Genomic DNA, 17,370 nt, shown 5'->3' with positions numbered 1-17,370 from the left:
GCGGCCTGCGCGACCTGCACACGCTGTTCTGGATCGCCAAATATGTCTACCGCGTCCGCGACACCAACGAGCTGGTCGAGCGCGGCGTGTTCGACGCGCAGGAATACCGCACGTTCCGCCGCTGCGCCGATTTCCTCTGGTCGGTGCGCTGCAATCTGCATTTCTATTCCGGCCGCGCCGAGGAGCGTCTCTCCTTCGACCTGCAGCGCGAGATCGCCGTGCGTCTCGGCTACACCTCGCATCCGGGCATGCAGGACGTCGAGCGCTTCATGAAGCACTACTTCCTGGTCGCCAAGGAAGTCGGCAACCTCACCGCGATCCTGTGCGCCAAGCTCGAGGACCAGCAGGCCAAGCCGGCGCCGGTGCTGAGCCGGATGATGGCGCGCCTGCGGCCCACCGCCGTGAAGCGGCGCGTGCCGGACAGCGACGACTTCCTCGTCGACAACAACCGCATCAACGTCGCCGCACCCGACATCTTCAAGCACGATCCGGTCAACCTGATCCGCATCTTCCGTCTCGCGCAGAAGAACAACCTCGCCTTCCATCCCGACGCGATGCGCGACGTGACGCGTTCGCTCGGCCTGATCAACGCGCAGATGCGCGAGAATCCGGAAGCGAACCGGCTGTTCATGGAGATCCTGACCTCCGACAACGCCGAGATCGTGCTGCGGCGGATGAACGAGACCGGCGTGCTCGGCCATTTCATCCGCGCCTTCGGCAAGATCGTCTCGATGATGCAGTTCAACATGTATCATCACTACACCGTCGATGAGCACCTGATCCGCTGCATCGGCTTCCTGCAGGACATCGAGCGCGGCGGCATCGAGGAGTTCACGCTCGCCAGCGATCTCATGCGCAAGATCCGCCCGGAGCACCGCTCCGTGATCTACATCGCGACGCTGCTGCACGACATCGCCAAGGGAAGGCCCGAGGACCATTCGGTTGCCGGCGCCAAGGTGGCGCGGCGGCTCTGCCCGCGGCTCGGTTTCAGCGCTGCCGACACGGAACTCGTGGCCTGGCTGATCGAGGAACATCTGACCATGTCCACGGTCGCGCAGTCGCGCGACCTCTCGGATCGCAAGACCATCGAGAATTTCGCCGCCGTGGTGCAGTCGGTCGAGCAGATGAAGCTGCTGACGATCCTCACCACAGCGGATATCCGCGGCGTCGGCCCGGGCGTGTGGAACGGCTGGAAGGCGCAGCTGCTGCGCTCTCTTTATTACGAGACCGAGCCGGTGCTGACCGGCGGCTTTTCGGAAGTCGACCGCGGCAAGCGCCTCACGGCCGCCTATGCCGAATTCCGCATGGCCTTCGCGGAATGGCCGGCGGACGAGCTCGATGCCTATATCGGGCGGCATTATCCGGCCTACTGGCTCAAGGTCGAGCTGCCGCGCAAGATCCGCCACGCCCGCTTCGTGCGGTCGAGCGAGCAGGCCGGCCACAAGCTCGCGATCAATGTCGGCTTCGACGAAGTGCGCGGCGTCACCGAGCTGACGATCTTCGCCGCCGACCACCCCTGGCTGCTCTCGATCATCGCGGGCGCATGCGCATCCGCCGGCGCCAACATCGTCGATGCCCAGATCTACACCACCACCGACGGCCGCGCGCTCGATACGATCTCGATCTCCCGCGAATACGACCGCGACGAGGACGAGGGCCGGCGCGCCACCCGCATCGGCGAGATGATCGAGGACGTGCTGGAAGGCAAGCTGCGCCTGCCGGAAGTGGTGGCGCGGCGCACCGTGCGCAGCAAGGCGCGGCCCTTCGTGGTCGAGCCCGAGGTCACCATCAACAACCAATGGTCCGACCGCCACACCGTGATCGAGGTGTCGGGCCTCGACCGTCCGGGCCTGCTGTACGAGCTGACCACCGCGATCTCGAAACTCAACCTCAACATCGCCTCGGCCCATGTCGCGACCTTCGGCGAGCGCGCTCGCGACGTGTTCTACGTCACTGATCTGCTCGGCGCGCAGATCAGCGCGCCGACGCGCCAGGCCGCGATCAAGAGCGCGCTGACGCGTGTGATGGTCAGCGACAAGGCGGTTCAGCCGGCGGCGTGACAGGCGCTTCCCGCCCGTCATTCCGAGGCGCGCGGTGCGCGAGCCCGGAATGACGATGGAGCGGCTGGCGCGCTCGCTCCTAAACCTCCACGCCCTCATGCCGCAGCAGCCAGCGCTTGCGTTCGAGGCCGCCGCCATATTTCACCAGCGAGCCGTCTGCGCCGATCAGGCGGTGACAGGGCAAGACCACGCTGATCGGGTTGGAGCCGTTGGCATGGCCGACGGCGCGAATCGCCCTGGGCATCTCGATCTTCGCCGCGAGCGCGCCATAGCTCATGGTGGTGCCGGCGGGAATCTTCGCAAGCGCGGTCCAGACCTTCTGCTGGAACGGCGTGCCCGCGATGCGCCATTCGATCGCGCGAAGCTGGCGGAGATCGCCTTCGAAATAGCCCGACAGCGCCGTCCGCACCGCCGCCGGCGCGGATCGATCATCCAGGCTCACCGCGCCGTAGTGCAGGCGCAGCAGCTCGCGCATGCGAGGCTCGTAATCCTCCCAATCGAGCGCGCGCAGCGCGCCGTCCGCATCGGTGACGAGCAGCGCGACGCCGATCGGTGTCGGCAGGCGATCGAGACTGAAGCGTTCCTGCGTGCGGGTTGAGCGAGCGGCCATTGCGACACCATTGCATCGAGACACATTCGCACTTGCCATGCCGGCCGTGCTAACGTCCACCCGAAAGCTGACGCTTTTGGGGGAGCTCAACTTGATCGTGATCGCGAATGTCCTGGTGGCGCTGGTCGCCGCACTGCACGCCTATTTCCTGATCCTCGAGATGTTCCTCTGGGACAAGCCGCAGGGGCTGAAGGTGTTTCGCCAGACGCCGGAGAAGGCCGAGATCACGAAAGTGCTGGCGGCCAACCAGGGCCTTTACAACGGCTTCCTCGCCGCCGGCCTGGTCTGGGGGCTCGTGCACGGCAACCCCGCCTTCGCGCTCCAGATCAAGGCGTTCTTCCTGGTCTGCGTGATCGTGGCCGGTGCCTTCGGCGCCGCCACCGTCAGCAGGCGCATCCTGCTCGTACAGGCGCTGCCGGCGGCGATCGCGCTGGTTGCACTGATCCTCGCCTGAGACGCTACGGCGCATCGCCGCGATCCTTGCGCTGCGACTGAGCTTCCTCCACAATCTGCGGCAGCGATGGCGACCGTTGCAATCAACGGGAAAAGACCGTCGGCAGCAAATTCCGTCAGGAGGAACAACCCAAGATGAACAATCGCAGAGCCTTCATCACTGCCACGGCGACGCTCGCCTTCGCGTTCTCCGCCGGCCAAGCCCTCGCCCAGAAGAAATACGACACCGGCGCCAGCGACACCGAAATCAAGTTCGGCCAGACCGTGCCGTTCTCCGGCCCCTATTCCGCCTATGCGAATATCGGCAAGTCCGAACTCGCCTACTTCAACATGGTCAACGACAAGGGCGGCATCAACGGCCGCAAGCTGAACCTGATCCAGTATGACGACGCCTATTCGCCGCCGAAGACGGTCGAGCAGGTGCGCAAGCTCGTCGAGAGCGACGAGGTGCTGTTCACGTTCCAGATCATCGGAACGGCCGCCAACGCCGCCGTGCAGAAATATCTCAACGGCAAGAAGGTGCCGCAGCTGCTGGCCTCGACCGGTGCCTCGCGCTTCACCGATCCGCAGAACTTTCCGTGGACGATGGCCTATAACCCGAACTACCAGTCCGAGGCGCGCATCTACGCCAAGTACATCCTGGCCAATCATCCCAATGCCAAGATCGGCATCCTCTACCAGAACGACGACATGGGCCGTGACTACATGGCCGGCCTCAAGAGCGGACTCGGCGACAAGGCCGCCGGCATGATCGTCGGCGAGGTGCCCTACGAGGTCACCGATCCGACCGTCGACTCGCAGATCGTGAAGCTGAAATCGATGGGCACCGACCTGCTGTTCGATGCCTCGACGCCGAAATTCGCGGCACAGGCCATCAAGAAGCTGGCCGACCTCGGCTGGAAGCCGGTGCACATCCTCGACATCAATGCGAGCCCGGTGTCGGCGACGCTGAAGCCTGCGGGCCTCGACATCTCCAAGGACATCATCTCGACCAATTACGGCAAGGATCCGAGCGACCCGCAGTGGAAGGACGATCCGGGCATCAAGGCCTACTTCGCCTTCATGGACAAATATTTTCCGGAAGGCGACAAGCTCAACACCATCAACACCTACGGCTATTCGGTGGCTGAGCTGATGGCGCAGATCCTGCGCCAGTGCGGCGATGATCTCACGCGCGAGAACATCATGAAGCAGGCGGCCAACGTGAAGGACTTCGTGCCGAGCCTCGCGCTGCCCGGCATCAAGGTCAACACCGGGCCGAACGACTTCCGCGTCAACAAGCAGATGCAGATGATGAAGTTCAACGGCGAGCGCTGGGAACTGTTCGGACCGATCATCGAGGACACCGGCCCGGCGGGCTAGTCTCGAAAGCGAGCCGCGACAACGGAATGCCCGGGCCTGTCCCGTCCGCGAGGCCGAAGCCTCTCCGGCGAGGCTAAGGCCCGGGCATCCACGTTCTCGAGGCCGCACGGAAGAGGCGTGGATGGCCCGGGTCAAGCCTGGCCATGACGACGGAAAGAGAATCGCCTCGCGGCGTTCAGGTCGGTATCTCTCCAAAGTTCTTGCCGACCGGCAGCACCGCGTGCCGGATCAGTCGCGAATCCTCGACGCCCGCCTGGCGATGCTTCACCGCTTCGCGATAGACGGGATCGCGAATCATCTCGACGAAGGCGCCGACGCTCGGATATTCGGCGATAAAGCAGTGGTCCCAGCGCTCCTCCTGCGGGCCGATCAGCATCAGTTCGAACCTGCCCTGCCAGACGATGCGCCCGCCGAGGCGCTCGAACACCGGGCCGCTTTCACGGCCATAGGCTGCATAGGCCTCCGCGCCGGTCGCCTTGCGGCCATCGGGATAGGCGGCCTCTTTGCGCAGCCGCACCAGGTTGAGCATGTGGATCGGGCCCGGGCGATCGTTCTCCCGGAACTGCGCGAAGACGTCCTTGGTCGGATCGATGTGGCCCATGCGGGTTCCCTCCGTTCTTCGGGGGCGATCCTAGCTCCGCCGCCGAATGTTCGGAACTGCGGCCGGCGAATGCCGCACCTCCTAATCGCGCGTTAAGCTCCGGGTAACCGGGCCTTAAACAGCGACCGCTAGCGTGCGGCGGGGCGGACTGACCGGGCGTTTTGCGTATGGCGTGGGGAAAGAAAAAGGGTGGGCGGAAGGAGCCGCTGTTCGGCTTGCCCGCGGCGCTCGCCGATCTGCGCCTGACGGCGGCGGATCGCATCCCCAATGCCGAAGACAAGCCGAAGAAGTCCGCGAAATCACCCGCCAAGCGCAAGGCCGAGGAGCCCGACGAGGAGCCGCGCGCGCGAAAGCCGCAGCCCGCGCGCAGCGGCGCCAAGCGCCGGGCGAAATCGCGTGGCGGTCTCGGCATCGGCCGCCTGGTCTATTGGGGCGCGGTGGTGGGCCTGTGGGGCGCGATCGCCGTCATCGGCCTCGTGATCTATGTCGGCGCGCATCTGCCGCCGATCCAGTCGCTGGAGATTCCCAAGCGTCCGCCGACGATCCAGATCGTCGGCATCGACGGCAGCCTGCTGGCGCAACGCGGCGAGATGGCCGGCGCCAACGTGTCGCTCAAGGACCTGCCGCCCTATCTGCCGAAGGCGTTCATCGCCATCGAGGACCGCCGCTTCTATTCGCATTTCGGCATCGATCCGATCGGCATCTTCCGTGCGGCCGTCACCAACGTGCTGCACCACGGCGTATCGCAGGGCGGCTCGACGCTGACGCAGCAGCTCGCCAAGAACCTGTTCCTGACCCAGGAGCGTACCCTGCAGCGCAAGCTGCAGGAGGCGGAGCTGGCGATCTGGCTCGAGCGCAACCATTCCAAGAACGAGATCCTGGAGCTCTATCTCAACCGCGTCTATTTCGGATCGGGCGCCTACGGCGTCGAGGCCGCGGCGCAGCGCTATTTCGGCAAGTCGGCGAAGGACGTCACGATCGCGGAAGCCGCGATGCTGGCGGGCCTCGTCAAATCGCCCTCCCGCCTCGCGCCGAACCGCAATCCTGAAGGTGCGGAAGCGCGCGCGCAGGTCGTGCTCGCGGCGATGGCGGACGCCAAGTTCATCACCGACGCGCAGGCCCAGGCCTCGATCGGCCATCCCTCCTACAATGTGAAGCCGGTCGGCGCCGGCACGGTCAACTACGTCGCCGACTGGATCGGCGAGGTACTGGACGATCTCGTCGGCCAGATCGACCAGAGCATCACGGTCGAGACCACGATCGATCCGAAGCTGCAGAGCGTTGCGGAAGCCGCCGTGATCGACGAGCTCGCGGCCAAGAGCGTGAAGTTCAACGTCAGCCAGGGCGCGCTGGTGGCGATGACGCCCGACGGCGCGGTGCGCGCGATGGTGGGCGGGCGGAACTATTCCGACAGCCAGTACAACCGCGCGGTGACCGCCAAGCGCCAGCCGGGCTCCTCGTTCAAGCCGTTCGTCTACCTGACCGCGCTCGAGCAGGGACTGACGCCGGACACCATCCGCCAGGACGCGCCGATCGAGGTCAAGGGCTGGAAGCCCGAGAACTACACCCATGAATATTTCGGCTCGGTGACGCTGACCCAGGCGCTCGCGATGTCGCTCAACACGGTCGCGATCCGTCTCGGCCTCGAGGTCGGGCCGAAGAACGTGGTGCGGACAGCGCACCGGCTCGGCATATCCTCGAAGCTCGAGCCGAACGCCTCGATCGCGCTCGGCACCTCCGAAGTCTCGGTCGTCGAGATGGTCGGCGCCTATGCGCCCTTCGCCAATGGCGGCTTCGCGGTGTCGCCGCACGTGGTGAGGCGCATCAAGACGATCGACGGCAAGCTGCTCTACATGCGCCAGCCCGACGAGCGCAATCCGGTGGTCGAGCCCCGCTACGTGGCGATGATGAACGCGATGATGCGGGAGACGCTGATCTCCGGCACCGCCAAGAAGGCGGAAATCCCGGGCTGGCCGGCGGCCGGCAAGACCGGCACCAGCCAGGATTACCGCGACGCCTGGTTCATCGGCTACACCTCGAACCTCGTCACCGGCGTCTGGCTCGGCAATGACGACAACTCGCCGACGAAGAAGGCGACGGGCGGCGGCCTGCCGGTCGAGGTCTGGTCGCGCTTCATGCGCGCCGCCCACGAAGGCGTGCCGGTGGCAAACCTGCCGGGATCGCAGCTCGGCTGGGGCTTGTCCAACCTCGCGCAGGCCACCTCGCAGGTCTCGCCGCCGGTGGCTGCGCCGGCGTCGGCCCCGGCACCTGCGCCGGCAGGCAATGGCGGCTACCGCCCGGCCCCGACACGTGCCGCGGTGCGACCGGAAGCGGCGGCGGGGCTCGATGGCTGGCTGATGGACCGGCTGTTCGGCGGGAATCGATAGTCCAGACGTGAGGTCGAGGTGGCCTCGAAACAAAAATCGCGAAAACAACCCCATGCACAGTAGCCGCCGGCTGCCGGCGTGATCGCATGTGGATCACGCCAAATCCCTGATGCGGCGGATCATTCGGGGACGATGGCGCCGAGCGCAGGATTCTGCGACCAGCCGACGCGACATCCGCGTCACCACTGATACCGAAGCACGCCCCTGCCCGCATAGCTTGTCGTCGTCCGGGAAAACTCGCCATCGAACGCCGCCATGATGGACACGCCGTTGAGCCAAAGCAATTCCGCGGAAGCGTTCGCCAGCGCCGCATCGCGCGCCGGCGCGGCGCCGTTGACGACGAAGCTCGCGCCCGGCAGCGTCTGGAAGGTCGCGGCGATGCTGCGGTCGGAACTGAAATCGTGGGCCCAGGCGGCGCGGCCGCGCAATGTCAGGATCGAACCATCGAGCGCGAAGGCCCGGTCGGCTCGGCCACCGATCTCGGTGCGCGTCACGGTGGCGCTCTTGGCGTCATAGGACAGCGCGAAGGTGCCGGATCCCACCGCCGCTTGCTCTGCGTAGGACGGCAGCATGAAATGAACCACCTGCCCCGCGGCATAGGGCGTGATGCCTATCCATGGCGTCGCGATGCGATAGCCGCCTTCAAGGCGACCGGAAAACGTGTGCGCATTGAAATCTGCGCGCAGACGATCGGCATCGACAAGTGCCAGGGACCGGTCGGTGACGACATCCTGCCAGCCATAGGACAGCGCGGCCGACACATAGGACGGGCCGATCGCGTGACGGACGAACCCGCCGAGCTGAAACAAGTCGGAGCGTCCGCTCCCCGTCGCATCCGCGACGCGAAAACTGGTGCCGCCGCCCATGGTCGCGAAACCGATCCGCGTGTCGGGAGAGATCTGATAGTCGGCACCGACGACCGCACCGAAGATGCTGCTCGTCGCGGTGCCTGAACCGACGACGGCATTGCCGCTGGTGGTCTGCGAGCCGCCGAAGCCGGACGCCCAGACGCTCCAGCGCTGGTCAAATGTCGCGGGGGCCGCCCTTGTTGAAGGTGCAGACTTGCGATCGAGCGACGCGAAGGCATCGCGGGCCGAGACATTCGTCCTTGCGACCTGAGCATAGCCGCTGGCAGCCGCGACGGGCACTCCCGGCGCGCCGCCGCGTCCGGCGAGGGACGGATCTCCCATCATGTTGAGGAACTGCGCGGCGGCATTGATCGAGGTTTGCTGCGCGCCGGTCGCCAGTTCGCCGGACACCTGGGTCAGCCCAGCCGGACTCAATCCCGCGAAGGCGGCCGGCAGGCCGCCGCTGTTGAAGACGTTGACCAGCGTGTTCGAAACGTTCCCCTGATTGACGTTCAATCCCGTCGGCGTCTCCATCGCGAGCTGGAGATAGACATTGTTGGCGTCGTAGCTCAGGTGGGAGGTGATATTGCCCGACAGGCCCGTGACCGACGAGGAGCCGAACACGGTGCCGCCGAGTCCGGCATCTGCGGTGAGAATCGTATAGCTGCGCGACACGAATCCGCCCTTGAGGAAAGTCGCGTTCACCGCGGCGTTGCCGAGATCAGCGGTGCCGGTGACGTGGACGAGATCGTTGGCCAGCGACACCTGCATCGCGTAGGTCGATGCGGCGGTCATCGTCAGGCTGCCTTGCACGGTCAGCAGGCCGACCGGGTTGCCCGGCGCCAGGACACCGCCATTGATCGCCGTCGTACCGACGACGCCGGTGCCGCTGAGCCACGCGCCCGCGTTGACTGATGTCAGCGACGACGATGCCAGCGAGCCCGTCACCATCAACGTGCCGTTGTTCACGTCGGTCGTACCCGAAAAGCTGCTGTTGCCGGCAAGCACCAGGGTGCCACCGCCCTCCTTGGTGAAGGAGCCCGAGCCCGAGATTCCGTTCGCCACCGTGAGGGTGGTCCCGGCCCAGGTATTGATCGCACCCGAACCGACGATGCCGATCGACCGATCGGTGGTGAAGTTGCCGATCGTCATCAGCGTGCCGCCGGACAGCGCGACCGCGCCGCCGGCATCGCCGAGATTGGCGTCGGATGTGATGGCAAGGATGCCGCCACCGATCGCCGTCCCGCCGCGATACGTATTGCTGCCGCTCAGGACCAGGGTGCCCGCGCCATCCTTGACCAGCCCGCCCGTACCCGAAATCGTTCCGGCGAACAGCGAGTCGCTGGCCTGATCCACGGTCAATTGCGCTGCGCCCAGCGCGATCGTGCCGCCAATGCCCCACAATGACCGCATGGTGAGGTTGATGCCGTTCAGATCGAGCGTACCGCCGATGATGGCGTAGTCGGTGTTGCTGGGCAGCGCGCCGGCCGCATCGCTGCGCAGCGTACCCGCCAGCAACAGGGTCCCGCCGAGCCATCCGTTGGTCCCGGACAGGGCCAGCGTGCCTTCGCCGGACTTGATCAGGGCGCCATCGCCGGTGATCGCACCGGATGCGCTGAGAGTCGTGCCGGCGGCGGTGTCGAAGATCGCGCTCTCGGCCAGGCTGACGGTCCGGCCCGTGCTCATCGTCTGCGTGGTTCGCAACGTGGCGCCCGCGGTTTCAAAGGTCAGGCCACCGCTGGCGTCGCCGAGATTGGCGTCGGACGATATCTGCAGCGTGCCGCCGCTGATGAAGGTGCCGCCCGAATAAGTGTTGGCGCCGGACAGGATCAACGTGCCGTCACCGGATTTGCGCAGGCCGTCGACGCCCTCGATCGTCGCACTGACCTGCGCCGTGATGTCGGCCAGGACGCGAAGCTCCGGCACGGCGATGCTGAAGCCCGCATTGTCGTAGCGATGCAGCAGCAGTGAACCGCCCGCGGCCGACGCCAGCGTGTAGCTGCCGTTGGTGAACTCCAGCCCGACAGCCGATTGCTGACCTTCGATGGTCACCGTACCGCCGGCCCCGTCGAACGTTCCGTAACCCGAACCCCAACTGGTCGGCGTGAAGCCGCCGATCGGATCGAGCCAGTTCGCATTCGCCGCGTTCCAGGTCCCGCTGCCCTTCCCGGTCCCGTCGAGACCGCCGCCCCACGTCTGGAAAATATCGATGCCATTCGGGATCGCGACGAGATTGACCGCATGGGCCGTCGACGTGTCGATCGTATAGACATAAGCGAGCGGACTCGTGCTCGCAGTGGTGCCGATCGAGAGTGCGTCTCCGGTCAGCTCGCCGCTGTAGGTGATCACGCGGTAGGTGCCGAACGGCAACGTGCCATTGTCGGCGATGTTGAGCGTGGCGCCGTCCAGGGAGAGATTGCCGCCGACCCGGATCGCGGACGCCGCGATGGTGTAGTCGAGCGCGGAACCGCTTCCCAGCAGCATGTTGCCGGCGACATTCAGCGCGCTGCTGTTCGACACGATGGTGCCGCCGCCATTGACGATGAGGTTGCCGCTGATGGTCAGCGGCAGGCCGCCCGCGGGCGCAACCACGCCGCCGCCGTTGACGGTAGTCGCGCCGACCGTGCCGTAACCCGTGAGCGTTCCGCCGTTGTCGATCGCGAGCGCGCCCCCGAGCGAGGCATTGTTGCTCATCTTCAGCGTACTGCCCGAAATGGTGGTGGCGCCGCTGAAGCCGGAGCTGTTGCCGGTCAGCACGGTGGTTCCCGCGAGGAAATCGAGCGTCCCCTGGCCGGACATCGCCGCGCCGAAGACGTAGTCCGAGGCGGTGTGATTGAAATTGAGGACGCCGCCGTCGCTGAACCGGATGGCACTGGTGACGAGACTTCCCGGTGCCACCGCGGCATCGCCCGCTGCCGCGCCGATGTTGAGGCTCGATCCCGCGCCTTCGATGACCGTAGGATTGCCGCCGGTATTGACGACCGCTCCATCGGCAATCGTGAGCACGGTGCTGGCGAGGCTCGCATCCGAATGCAGCGTCAGCGACGGCAAGTCCTCGAAATTCGACGTGTTCAGGACCGACCCGGCACCCGTGACCAACACCGTCGCGTTGGCGAACGAGGTCGCTCCGCTTTCGATCCTGCCGCCGTTGGAGATGGTCAGGCCGCCGCCGCCGGGACCGCCGACGCCAAGCGCGTTGGCCGGATTGTTTTCCGGAAGCAGGTGCGTGTTCCAGACCGACCCGGCTCCGGTCACCGTGACCGATCCGCTCGCGCCCGGCTGCGCGCCTCCGATTGCGACTTCCGCATAGGTATCCAGCCGGCCGCCGTCGGAAATCGTGAGACTGCCGGTTCCCTTGACGCCGATTCCGAGCGCCGAGTAGTTGATCCAGGCGGACCCGGCACCGGTGATCACGACGGTGCCGCTCGACCCCGCGGCGTTGCCGATCAGCGAGCCGAACACCGGCACGAGGTCCACCATGCCGACGAGCGTGCCGCCGTTCGAGATCGTCAGCGAGCCCATGCCCTGATCACCGACGATGATCGGTCTCCAGTTGTTCCAGTGGCCGCCGTCGATCGTGACCGTGCCGTTCGATCCTGCCGCGCCGCCGATGACGGCCTGGGTGCTGGTCAGCGTGCTGTTGGCGCTCAGCGTCAACGCGCCGCCGTCGACCCTTACGCTGTCGAGCGTCCTGGTGCTGCTGCCCGTGATCGACCAGATGCTGGATCCCACCTTCTCGAAAAAGTTGAAGCCTTGATACTGGCCGTCGAGGGAGGACAGATCGAAGGCCCCGTTGGCGCTGCCGCCGAGCGCGAGCGTGTTCGAGCTGCCGCTCGTGGCGATGTTGCCGGTGACGACGGCTCCGGCCCACAGCTCGAGACGATTGTTGTCGCCGGCGAAGACGATTGCATTTGCACGCGAGTTGTCGACGTTGAGGCCGCCTCTGACCGTGCCGGCAAGAATGATGTTGGCGTTCGCCGCGCTATAGATGCCGACACCGGCCTGACCGTCCTGACCTGTCCGACCGGGCGTTGCTCCAGCGAGACCATAGGTGTCGCTGTCGCCGCCCTTGCCGGCATTGCCGCCCGTCACGATCGCACCGGCGGCGATCTGCAAGGTCGCGCCGGCGCCGAGACGAATGCCGGCACCACCGTTGCCGCCATTGCCGCCGTCACCGCTCTTGGCCGCCACATAGTCGTCGTCGGGATTGTAGCCGGTCGCGCCTCCCCTGCCGCCGTCACCGCCATTGCCGCCGGTGATGACCGCATTCGTATCGATCACGACGCGTGTCGACGCGGCCGCATCAAGACCGGCGCCGCCACCACCTCCCGACCCGGCACCGCCGCCATGGCCACCGTCGCCGCCGGGAAGCCCGACGACGTGACAGCCATTGTCGTTGCAGACCTGCGTGATGCCGCCGGGGCCACCGACCGCGCCGGTGCCGCCGTCGCCGCCCCTGCCGCCATTGCCACCCGAGACGGTCGTGTTGGCGCTGATCTCGAGCGAGCCGCCCTGGAGCAGGATGCCGACCGCGCCGCCGCCACCGCCGCCGCCACCACCGGCGGCGCCGCCGGAAAACGATACGGACGCGGTGCTGCCGCCGCTTCCTCCGTCGCCGCCTTGTCCGCCGTTGCCGCCCTTGATGGTCACGCCGACGCCGGTCACATAGGTCGACGCCGCACCCGGCAGCACCGCACCGGCTGCACCGCCGCCACCACCGCCACCGCTGCTGCCGTCGACACCGTTCGCCAATGGATTCTGGGTGTTGTCCGGCGCGGTGATGCCGATGCCGCCGGCGCCGCCATCGGTGCCGATCCATGATCCGGCGTTGAACGGAAGCGTCGACGTCCTGCCGTCGAATCCGACCACGCCGGATGCGCCCCCGCCGCCGCCGTCGAAGTGACTGCCGTTGCCGCCGCCCGTGCCGCCGGTCGACTGATCGGCGCTCGTATGATTTCTGCCGCCGCCACCGCCGCCGCCGCCACCGTAAGCGGAACTTGCGGCGGTCGCGCCCGCGCCGCCTTCGGTCGGTTTGACCCAGCCGTGACTTCCGCCACCGCCGCCACTGCCGGAGGCCTGTGCGAACAACGGCGTCGCTGTGACGACGGACAAGGCGATCGATCCCGTCAGCACCACGAATGTTCGCGCGAGGGAGGTGGACGATTGGAATGCGCTCGAGAAGGACGCCAACGCGCGTGGAGACATTCGCCTCGGGTGATGGATCATCTCGGAAATCGCCACATGAAGTCGGAAACGTTTTGCAATGACGTTCCGGGGCGAATCATGCGCGGGCAACCGTGCGTCGCTGAATCGACACGCGGGTTCGACCAACGTCACCCTAGGTTGCAATCCGAATCGAGATTCGAAACGGAAAACAGCAAGTTAACAAGGCGTTAACGGCGTCGATACGCGCACTCTAGAGCCCCAGCCGGACTCGTAATTCGGCGCGGCCGGCGCGCGACACCGGCCACGCATTGTCGACATGCTGCAGCGACACCTGCCAGGCGCCGCTCGCGCGACGGTCGACGTTGCGGATCTGTCTGAGATTGACGATCGCGGTCCGATGCACGCGCAGAAACTCGGCGCGCGGGGTCAATCCCATCCATTGCACCAGCGGACGATTGTCCAGAACCATCGTGCCATCCGACAGCCAGACCTCGGTGTAGTCTCCGGAGGAACGCAAGCCGACGATCATTGTCAGTTGCACGCCGCGTATCCCGTTGGCCTTGCGCAGATAAACCGGCGCGGAGAAGCCGGCCACGGCCTTCGGATCGTCCGTCGCCCGGGCGCCATAGCGCGCGGCCGCAATCAGATCGGCGCATTGGAAAAGACTTCGGATGACGACCACGCCCCATCGCCGTTTCGCACGCACCGCATCGAAGCCGATGCAGGCGCGCAGCTTTCCGTCGTGGAAGACCGGCACGCAGAGCACGCTCTTGTCACCCTGGCGCAACATTTCCGCCTGAAGCGCGCGCGCGGTCCGCGGCAGGCTCCCGACGTCGTTGATCATCACCGCTTTTCGCAGCACCAGATGACGATGCAGCCAGCCGATCATCGTGACCGGGGCATATTGCAGATCCTGCACGAAGCCCTCGGTTCCATCACGGCACCATTCATGGGTGTTGCGGAACCGCAGCAACTCGGAATCATATTCGAAGATCCAGGCGCGATCCGATTTCGCGGCCTCGCCCAGGGCGGCGAGGATGGAAGCGATGGCGTCCTCGATGGGCTGCTGCAGGAGAAACAGGGCCGCCAGATGGGCCCAGTCGCGCGACGAGATCTCACCGTCGCATTCGGAGCGAGTAAACACCTCGCTCGTGGGAATCAATTCGCGGGTCACTATTCCAAGGCCTTTGCGGATTCATCATCTCGCAGGCCTCCGCAGTTGGCAAGATTCGCCCGGCGCCCGATCATCGCGACACGCGAGATGAGCCGAGCGGCATGCACAGATTTCGCTGCGTTCTCGACCGTCAGTGCCCGCGAAGGCGGCAATGCAATGGGCCGCGGCCGTTCGGCACAACGAGAACGGCCCCTGAATGCAAGATCGCCCGCTCCGGCGCGAAAATGCGCACGAGGCGGGCGATGACAGTATGCGTCGGGCGGCCGGGCCTAGTCCTCGACCCCGTAGCGGTGCAGGTCGTTGCCGCAGGTGTCGAGCCACTTCTTGGCGCGTTCCATCGACGGACAGACCTTGCCGCAGACGCGCCAGAACCGCGCCGAGTGGTTCATCTCGACGAGATGGGCGACCTCGTGTGCGGCGAGATAGTCGAGCACGAAGGGCGGCGCGAGGATCAGGCGCCAGGAGAACGACAGCGAGCCCGCCGAGGTGCAGGAGCCCCACCGGCTGGACTGATCGCGGATCGAGAGCCGCTTGACCTTGACACCGAGCTCGGCCGCATAGGCTTCGGCCGCGCGCTGGAGGTCGCGGCGCGCCTCGCGCTTGAGGAAATCGCTCACGCGGCGGTCGACATAGTCGACACCACCGGCGACGCAGAGGATGCGTTCGCCGGAATCGCGCACCTCGGTCCACACCGTGCCGCGCTCACCGGCGCGATGAACGATGCGATGAGGAACGCCGCGAAGCGGTATCACTGTGCCGGGCTGGAACGGCGCGGCCTTCGGCAAACGTCCGAGACGTGCGGCGATCCACGCGCCGTGGCGCTGCGCGAAGTCCTTGGCATCGGCGAGTGTGCCGCGCGGAGGCATGGTGAGGATGGCTTCGCGATCGCTCGGATGAATTCTGAGCGTGTAACGCCGCGCGCGGCGATGACGGCGCAGCCGGATCGCGAAATATTGCGATCCATGGGTGATCAGGAGGGTCTTCGGTTCGTGGGGCCGCCGATAGAGGAGCGCGCGTGTGGCCATGTCTGTGAGTCCGGGGAGCAGGAGTTCGCCCGGATTCTGCCATAACCGCCGCCAGGGAAAGCGCTCGGCGCAAAAACAAATCATTTGCCCAATATACAGGGGTCTGGCGTCCGGGAGACCCTACAGACTGGGGTTGGAACCGGGTTTTTTCGCCCCCGCTGGACGCATGCGGCACCCCCAAGGGGTGAGGGGTGACTCACTCCTATAACGCTACCTAAATACCTCGAATTTGGAGGGAACCAGACCCCGCCGGAACCTCCGGCAGGGTCTGAATTTTCGACGGGAAAGCCGAAAAACGCGTCTATTCGGCCGCGAGCGCCTGCGACGCGTTCAGATTCGCAGCCGACACCATGAAGTCGTGGATGCGCGGCACGATCTCCGACTTGAAGCGCGATCCGTTGAACACACCGTAATGTCCAACGCCCTTCTGGACGTAATGAACGCGGCGATGATCCGGAATCGAGCTGCACAATCCGTGCGTTGCTTCGGTTTGACCGAGGCCGGAGATGTCGTCGTTCTCGCCTTCGACCGTCATCAGCGCGACGCGCGTGATCTTGGAGGGCTCGACGAGAGTTCCACGATGAGTCATCTCGCCCTTCGGCAGCGAGTGCTTCACGAACACGGTGTCGACGGTCTGCAGATAATACTCGGCGGAGAGGTCCATCACCGCGAGATATTCGTCATAAAAATCGCGATGCTTGTCGACGAGGTCGCCGTCGCCCTTCACCAGATTGGCGAACAGGCGCTTGTGGGCGTCCATGTGACGGTCGAGATTCATGCTGATGAAGCCGTTGAGCTGCAGGAATCCCGGATAGACGTCGCGCATCATGCCCGGATGCGGGAACGGCACCTTGGTGATGACCGTGTTGCGGAACCAGTCGATGCCGCGTTCCTGCGCGAGCTTGTTCACCGCGGTCGGATTGCGGCGGGTGTCGATCGGGCCGCCCATCAGCGTCATCGACAGCGGCACGAAGGGATCGCGGCGCGCTTCCATGATCGAGACGGCCGCAACCACGGGAACGGAGGGCTGGCACACCGCCATGACATGGGTGTTGCCGCCGAGGACGTGCAGCATCTCGATGACGTAATCGATGTAGTCGTCGAGATCGAAGCGGCCCTCGCTGAGCGGCACCATGCGGGCGTCGGCCCAATCGGTGATGTAGACCTCATGCGCCGGCAGGAAGGCTTCGACCGTGCCGCGCAGCAGCGTCGCATAGTGGCCCGACATCGGCGCGACGATCAGCACGCGCGGCTGCGGGCTGCGCAGCGGGCGGGTGAATTTGCGATCGAAGTACAAGAGCTTGCAGAACGGCTTTTCCCAGACCGGACGGATCTCGACGGGGACGCGGGTGCCGTTGACCTCGGTGTCGTTGAGACCCCATTCCGGCTTGCCGTAGCGGCGCGTCGTGCGCTCGAACAACTCGCAGGCCGCAGCCACCGACTTGCCGACCTCGGTGCGCGCCCAGGGATTGAGCGGATTCTGGAACAGCAGCTTGGTCGCGTCGCTGACGGCACGTGCCGGATTGAGAGAGGCCTGCGCCATCTCGTACATCCAGTACATCGGCGTCGTCAGGACCGGACTGCCTTCAGCCGCCAGGGGCGGCGCGCCGCCGAACTCACCAATGGGCATAATGATATCCTCTTCGCATCGCAGCATACTGCCGAATGCGTAATATTGCGTCAA

10 protein-coding genes are annotated in these 17,370 nt (G+C 65.8%); 4 read left to right on the top strand and 6 right to left on the bottom strand.

The genetic code is table 11. From position 1 onward, the window contains the following. Positions 1-2,060, top strand: a 2,060-nt coding sequence (locus QM712_RS30805; RefSeq protein ID WP_415026918.1) for a [protein-PII] uridylyltransferase, incomplete at its 5' end; no start/stop codon positions are given. A gap of 79 nt (positions 2,061-2,139) precedes the next feature. Here QM712_RS30805 and QM712_RS30800 read toward each other — a convergent pair. Beyond that, positions 2,140-2,670 (bottom strand): methylated-DNA--[protein]-cysteine S-methyltransferase, encoded by a 531-nt coding sequence (locus tag QM712_RS30800; RefSeq protein WP_415026917.1) that lies wholly within the window; start codon positions 2,668-2,670, stop codon positions 2,140-2,142. Positions 2,671-2,707: 37 nt separating this feature from the next. Here QM712_RS30800 and QM712_RS30795 point away from each other — a divergent pair, with 37 nt between their 5' ends. Both QM712_RS30795 and QM712_RS30790 read left to right on the top strand, forming a co-directional pair. Next, positions 2,708-3,124 (top strand): DUF1304 domain-containing protein, encoded by a 417-nt coding sequence (locus QM712_RS30795; protein ID WP_415026916.1) that lies wholly within the window; start codon positions 2,708-2,710, stop codon positions 3,122-3,124. A 134-nt stretch (positions 3,125-3,258) separates the two neighbouring features. Next, positions 3,259-4,485, top strand: a complete 1,227-nt coding sequence (locus QM712_RS30790; protein WP_415026915.1) for an ABC transporter substrate-binding protein — start codon at positions 3,259-3,261, stop codon at positions 4,483-4,485. A gap of 175 nt (positions 4,486-4,660) precedes the next feature. Here the strand turns inward: QM712_RS30790 and QM712_RS30785 are convergent, their stop codons facing one another. Further along, on the bottom strand, positions 4,661-5,086 hold the full coding sequence (locus QM712_RS30785; protein ID WP_415026914.1) for a DUF1330 domain-containing protein: 426 nt from the start codon (positions 5,084-5,086) through the stop codon (positions 4,661-4,663). 167 nt (positions 5,087-5,253) lie between these two features. On the opposite strand from QM712_RS30785, the gene QM712_RS30780 reads away from it, so the two are divergent. Further along, positions 5,254-7,473 (top strand): transglycosylase domain-containing protein, encoded by a 2,220-nt coding sequence (locus QM712_RS30780; RefSeq protein ID WP_415026913.1) that lies wholly within the window; start codon positions 5,254-5,256, stop codon positions 7,471-7,473. A gap of 179 nt (positions 7,474-7,652) precedes the next feature. Here QM712_RS30780 and QM712_RS30775 read toward each other — a convergent pair whose 3' ends face one another. The 4 genes from QM712_RS30775 to QM712_RS30760 all read right to left on the bottom strand — a co-directional run bounded on the left by QM712_RS30775 (position 7,653) and on the right by QM712_RS30760 (position 17,316). Beyond that, positions 7,653-13,433: an autotransporter domain-containing protein gene (locus QM712_RS30775; RefSeq protein WP_415026912.1), complete on the bottom strand. Its 5,781-nt coding sequence runs from the start codon at positions 13,431-13,433 to the stop codon at positions 7,653-7,655. 304 nt (positions 13,434-13,737) lie between these two features. Next, positions 13,738-14,661, bottom strand: a complete 924-nt coding sequence (locus QM712_RS30770; RefSeq protein ID WP_415026911.1) for a LytTR family transcriptional regulator DNA-binding domain-containing protein — start codon at positions 14,659-14,661, stop codon at positions 13,738-13,740. 269 nt (positions 14,662-14,930) lie between these two features. Further along, positions 14,931-15,770 (bottom strand): M48 family metallopeptidase, encoded by an 840-nt coding sequence (locus QM712_RS30765; protein WP_415026910.1) that lies wholly within the window; start codon positions 15,768-15,770, stop codon positions 14,931-14,933. A 217-nt stretch (positions 15,771-15,987) separates the two neighbouring features. Then, complete coding sequence (locus QM712_RS30760; RefSeq protein WP_415026909.1) at positions 15,988-17,316, bottom strand: polyhydroxyalkanoate depolymerase; 1,329 nt, start codon at positions 17,314-17,316, stop codon at positions 15,988-15,990. Between the last annotated feature and the right edge of the window lie 54 nt (positions 17,317-17,370).

Origin of the sequence: Bradyrhizobium sp. (assembly GCF_047605465.1) — a bacterium.
Lineage (GTDB): Bacteria > Pseudomonadota > Alphaproteobacteria > Rhizobiales > Xanthobacteraceae > Bradyrhizobium.
Note: the sequence above shows the minus strand (reverse complement) of the source record. Positions and strands in the feature narration are given on the sequence as shown.

Excerpts from the sequence above, each read along its gene's own strand:
- QM712_RS30780 (WP_415026913.1), top strand. The coding sequence starts at position 5,254 with ATGGCGTGGGGAAAGAAAAAGGGTGGGCGGAAGGAGCCGCTGTTCGGC.
- QM712_RS30785 (WP_415026914.1), bottom strand. The coding sequence starts at position 5,086 with ATGGGCCACATCGATCCGACCAAGGACGTCTTCGCGCAGTTCCGGGAG.
- QM712_RS30790 (WP_415026915.1), top strand. The coding sequence starts at position 3,259 with ATGAACAATCGCAGAGCCTTCATCACTGCCACGGCGACGCTCGCCTTC.
- QM712_RS30760 (WP_415026909.1), bottom strand. The coding sequence starts at position 17,316 with ATGCCCATTGGTGAGTTCGGCGGCGCGCCGCCCCTGGCGGCTGAAGGC.
- QM712_RS30795 (WP_415026916.1), top strand. The coding sequence starts at position 2,708 with ATGCCGGCCGTGCTAACGTCCACCCGAAAGCTGACGCTTTTGGGGGAG.
- QM712_RS30765 (WP_415026910.1), bottom strand. The coding sequence starts at position 15,770 with ATGATTTGTTTTTGCGCCGAGCGCTTTCCCTGGCGGCGGTTATGGCAG.
- QM712_RS30800 (WP_415026917.1), bottom strand. The coding sequence starts at position 2,670 with ATGGCCGCTCGCTCAACCCGCACGCAGGAACGCTTCAGTCTCGATCGC.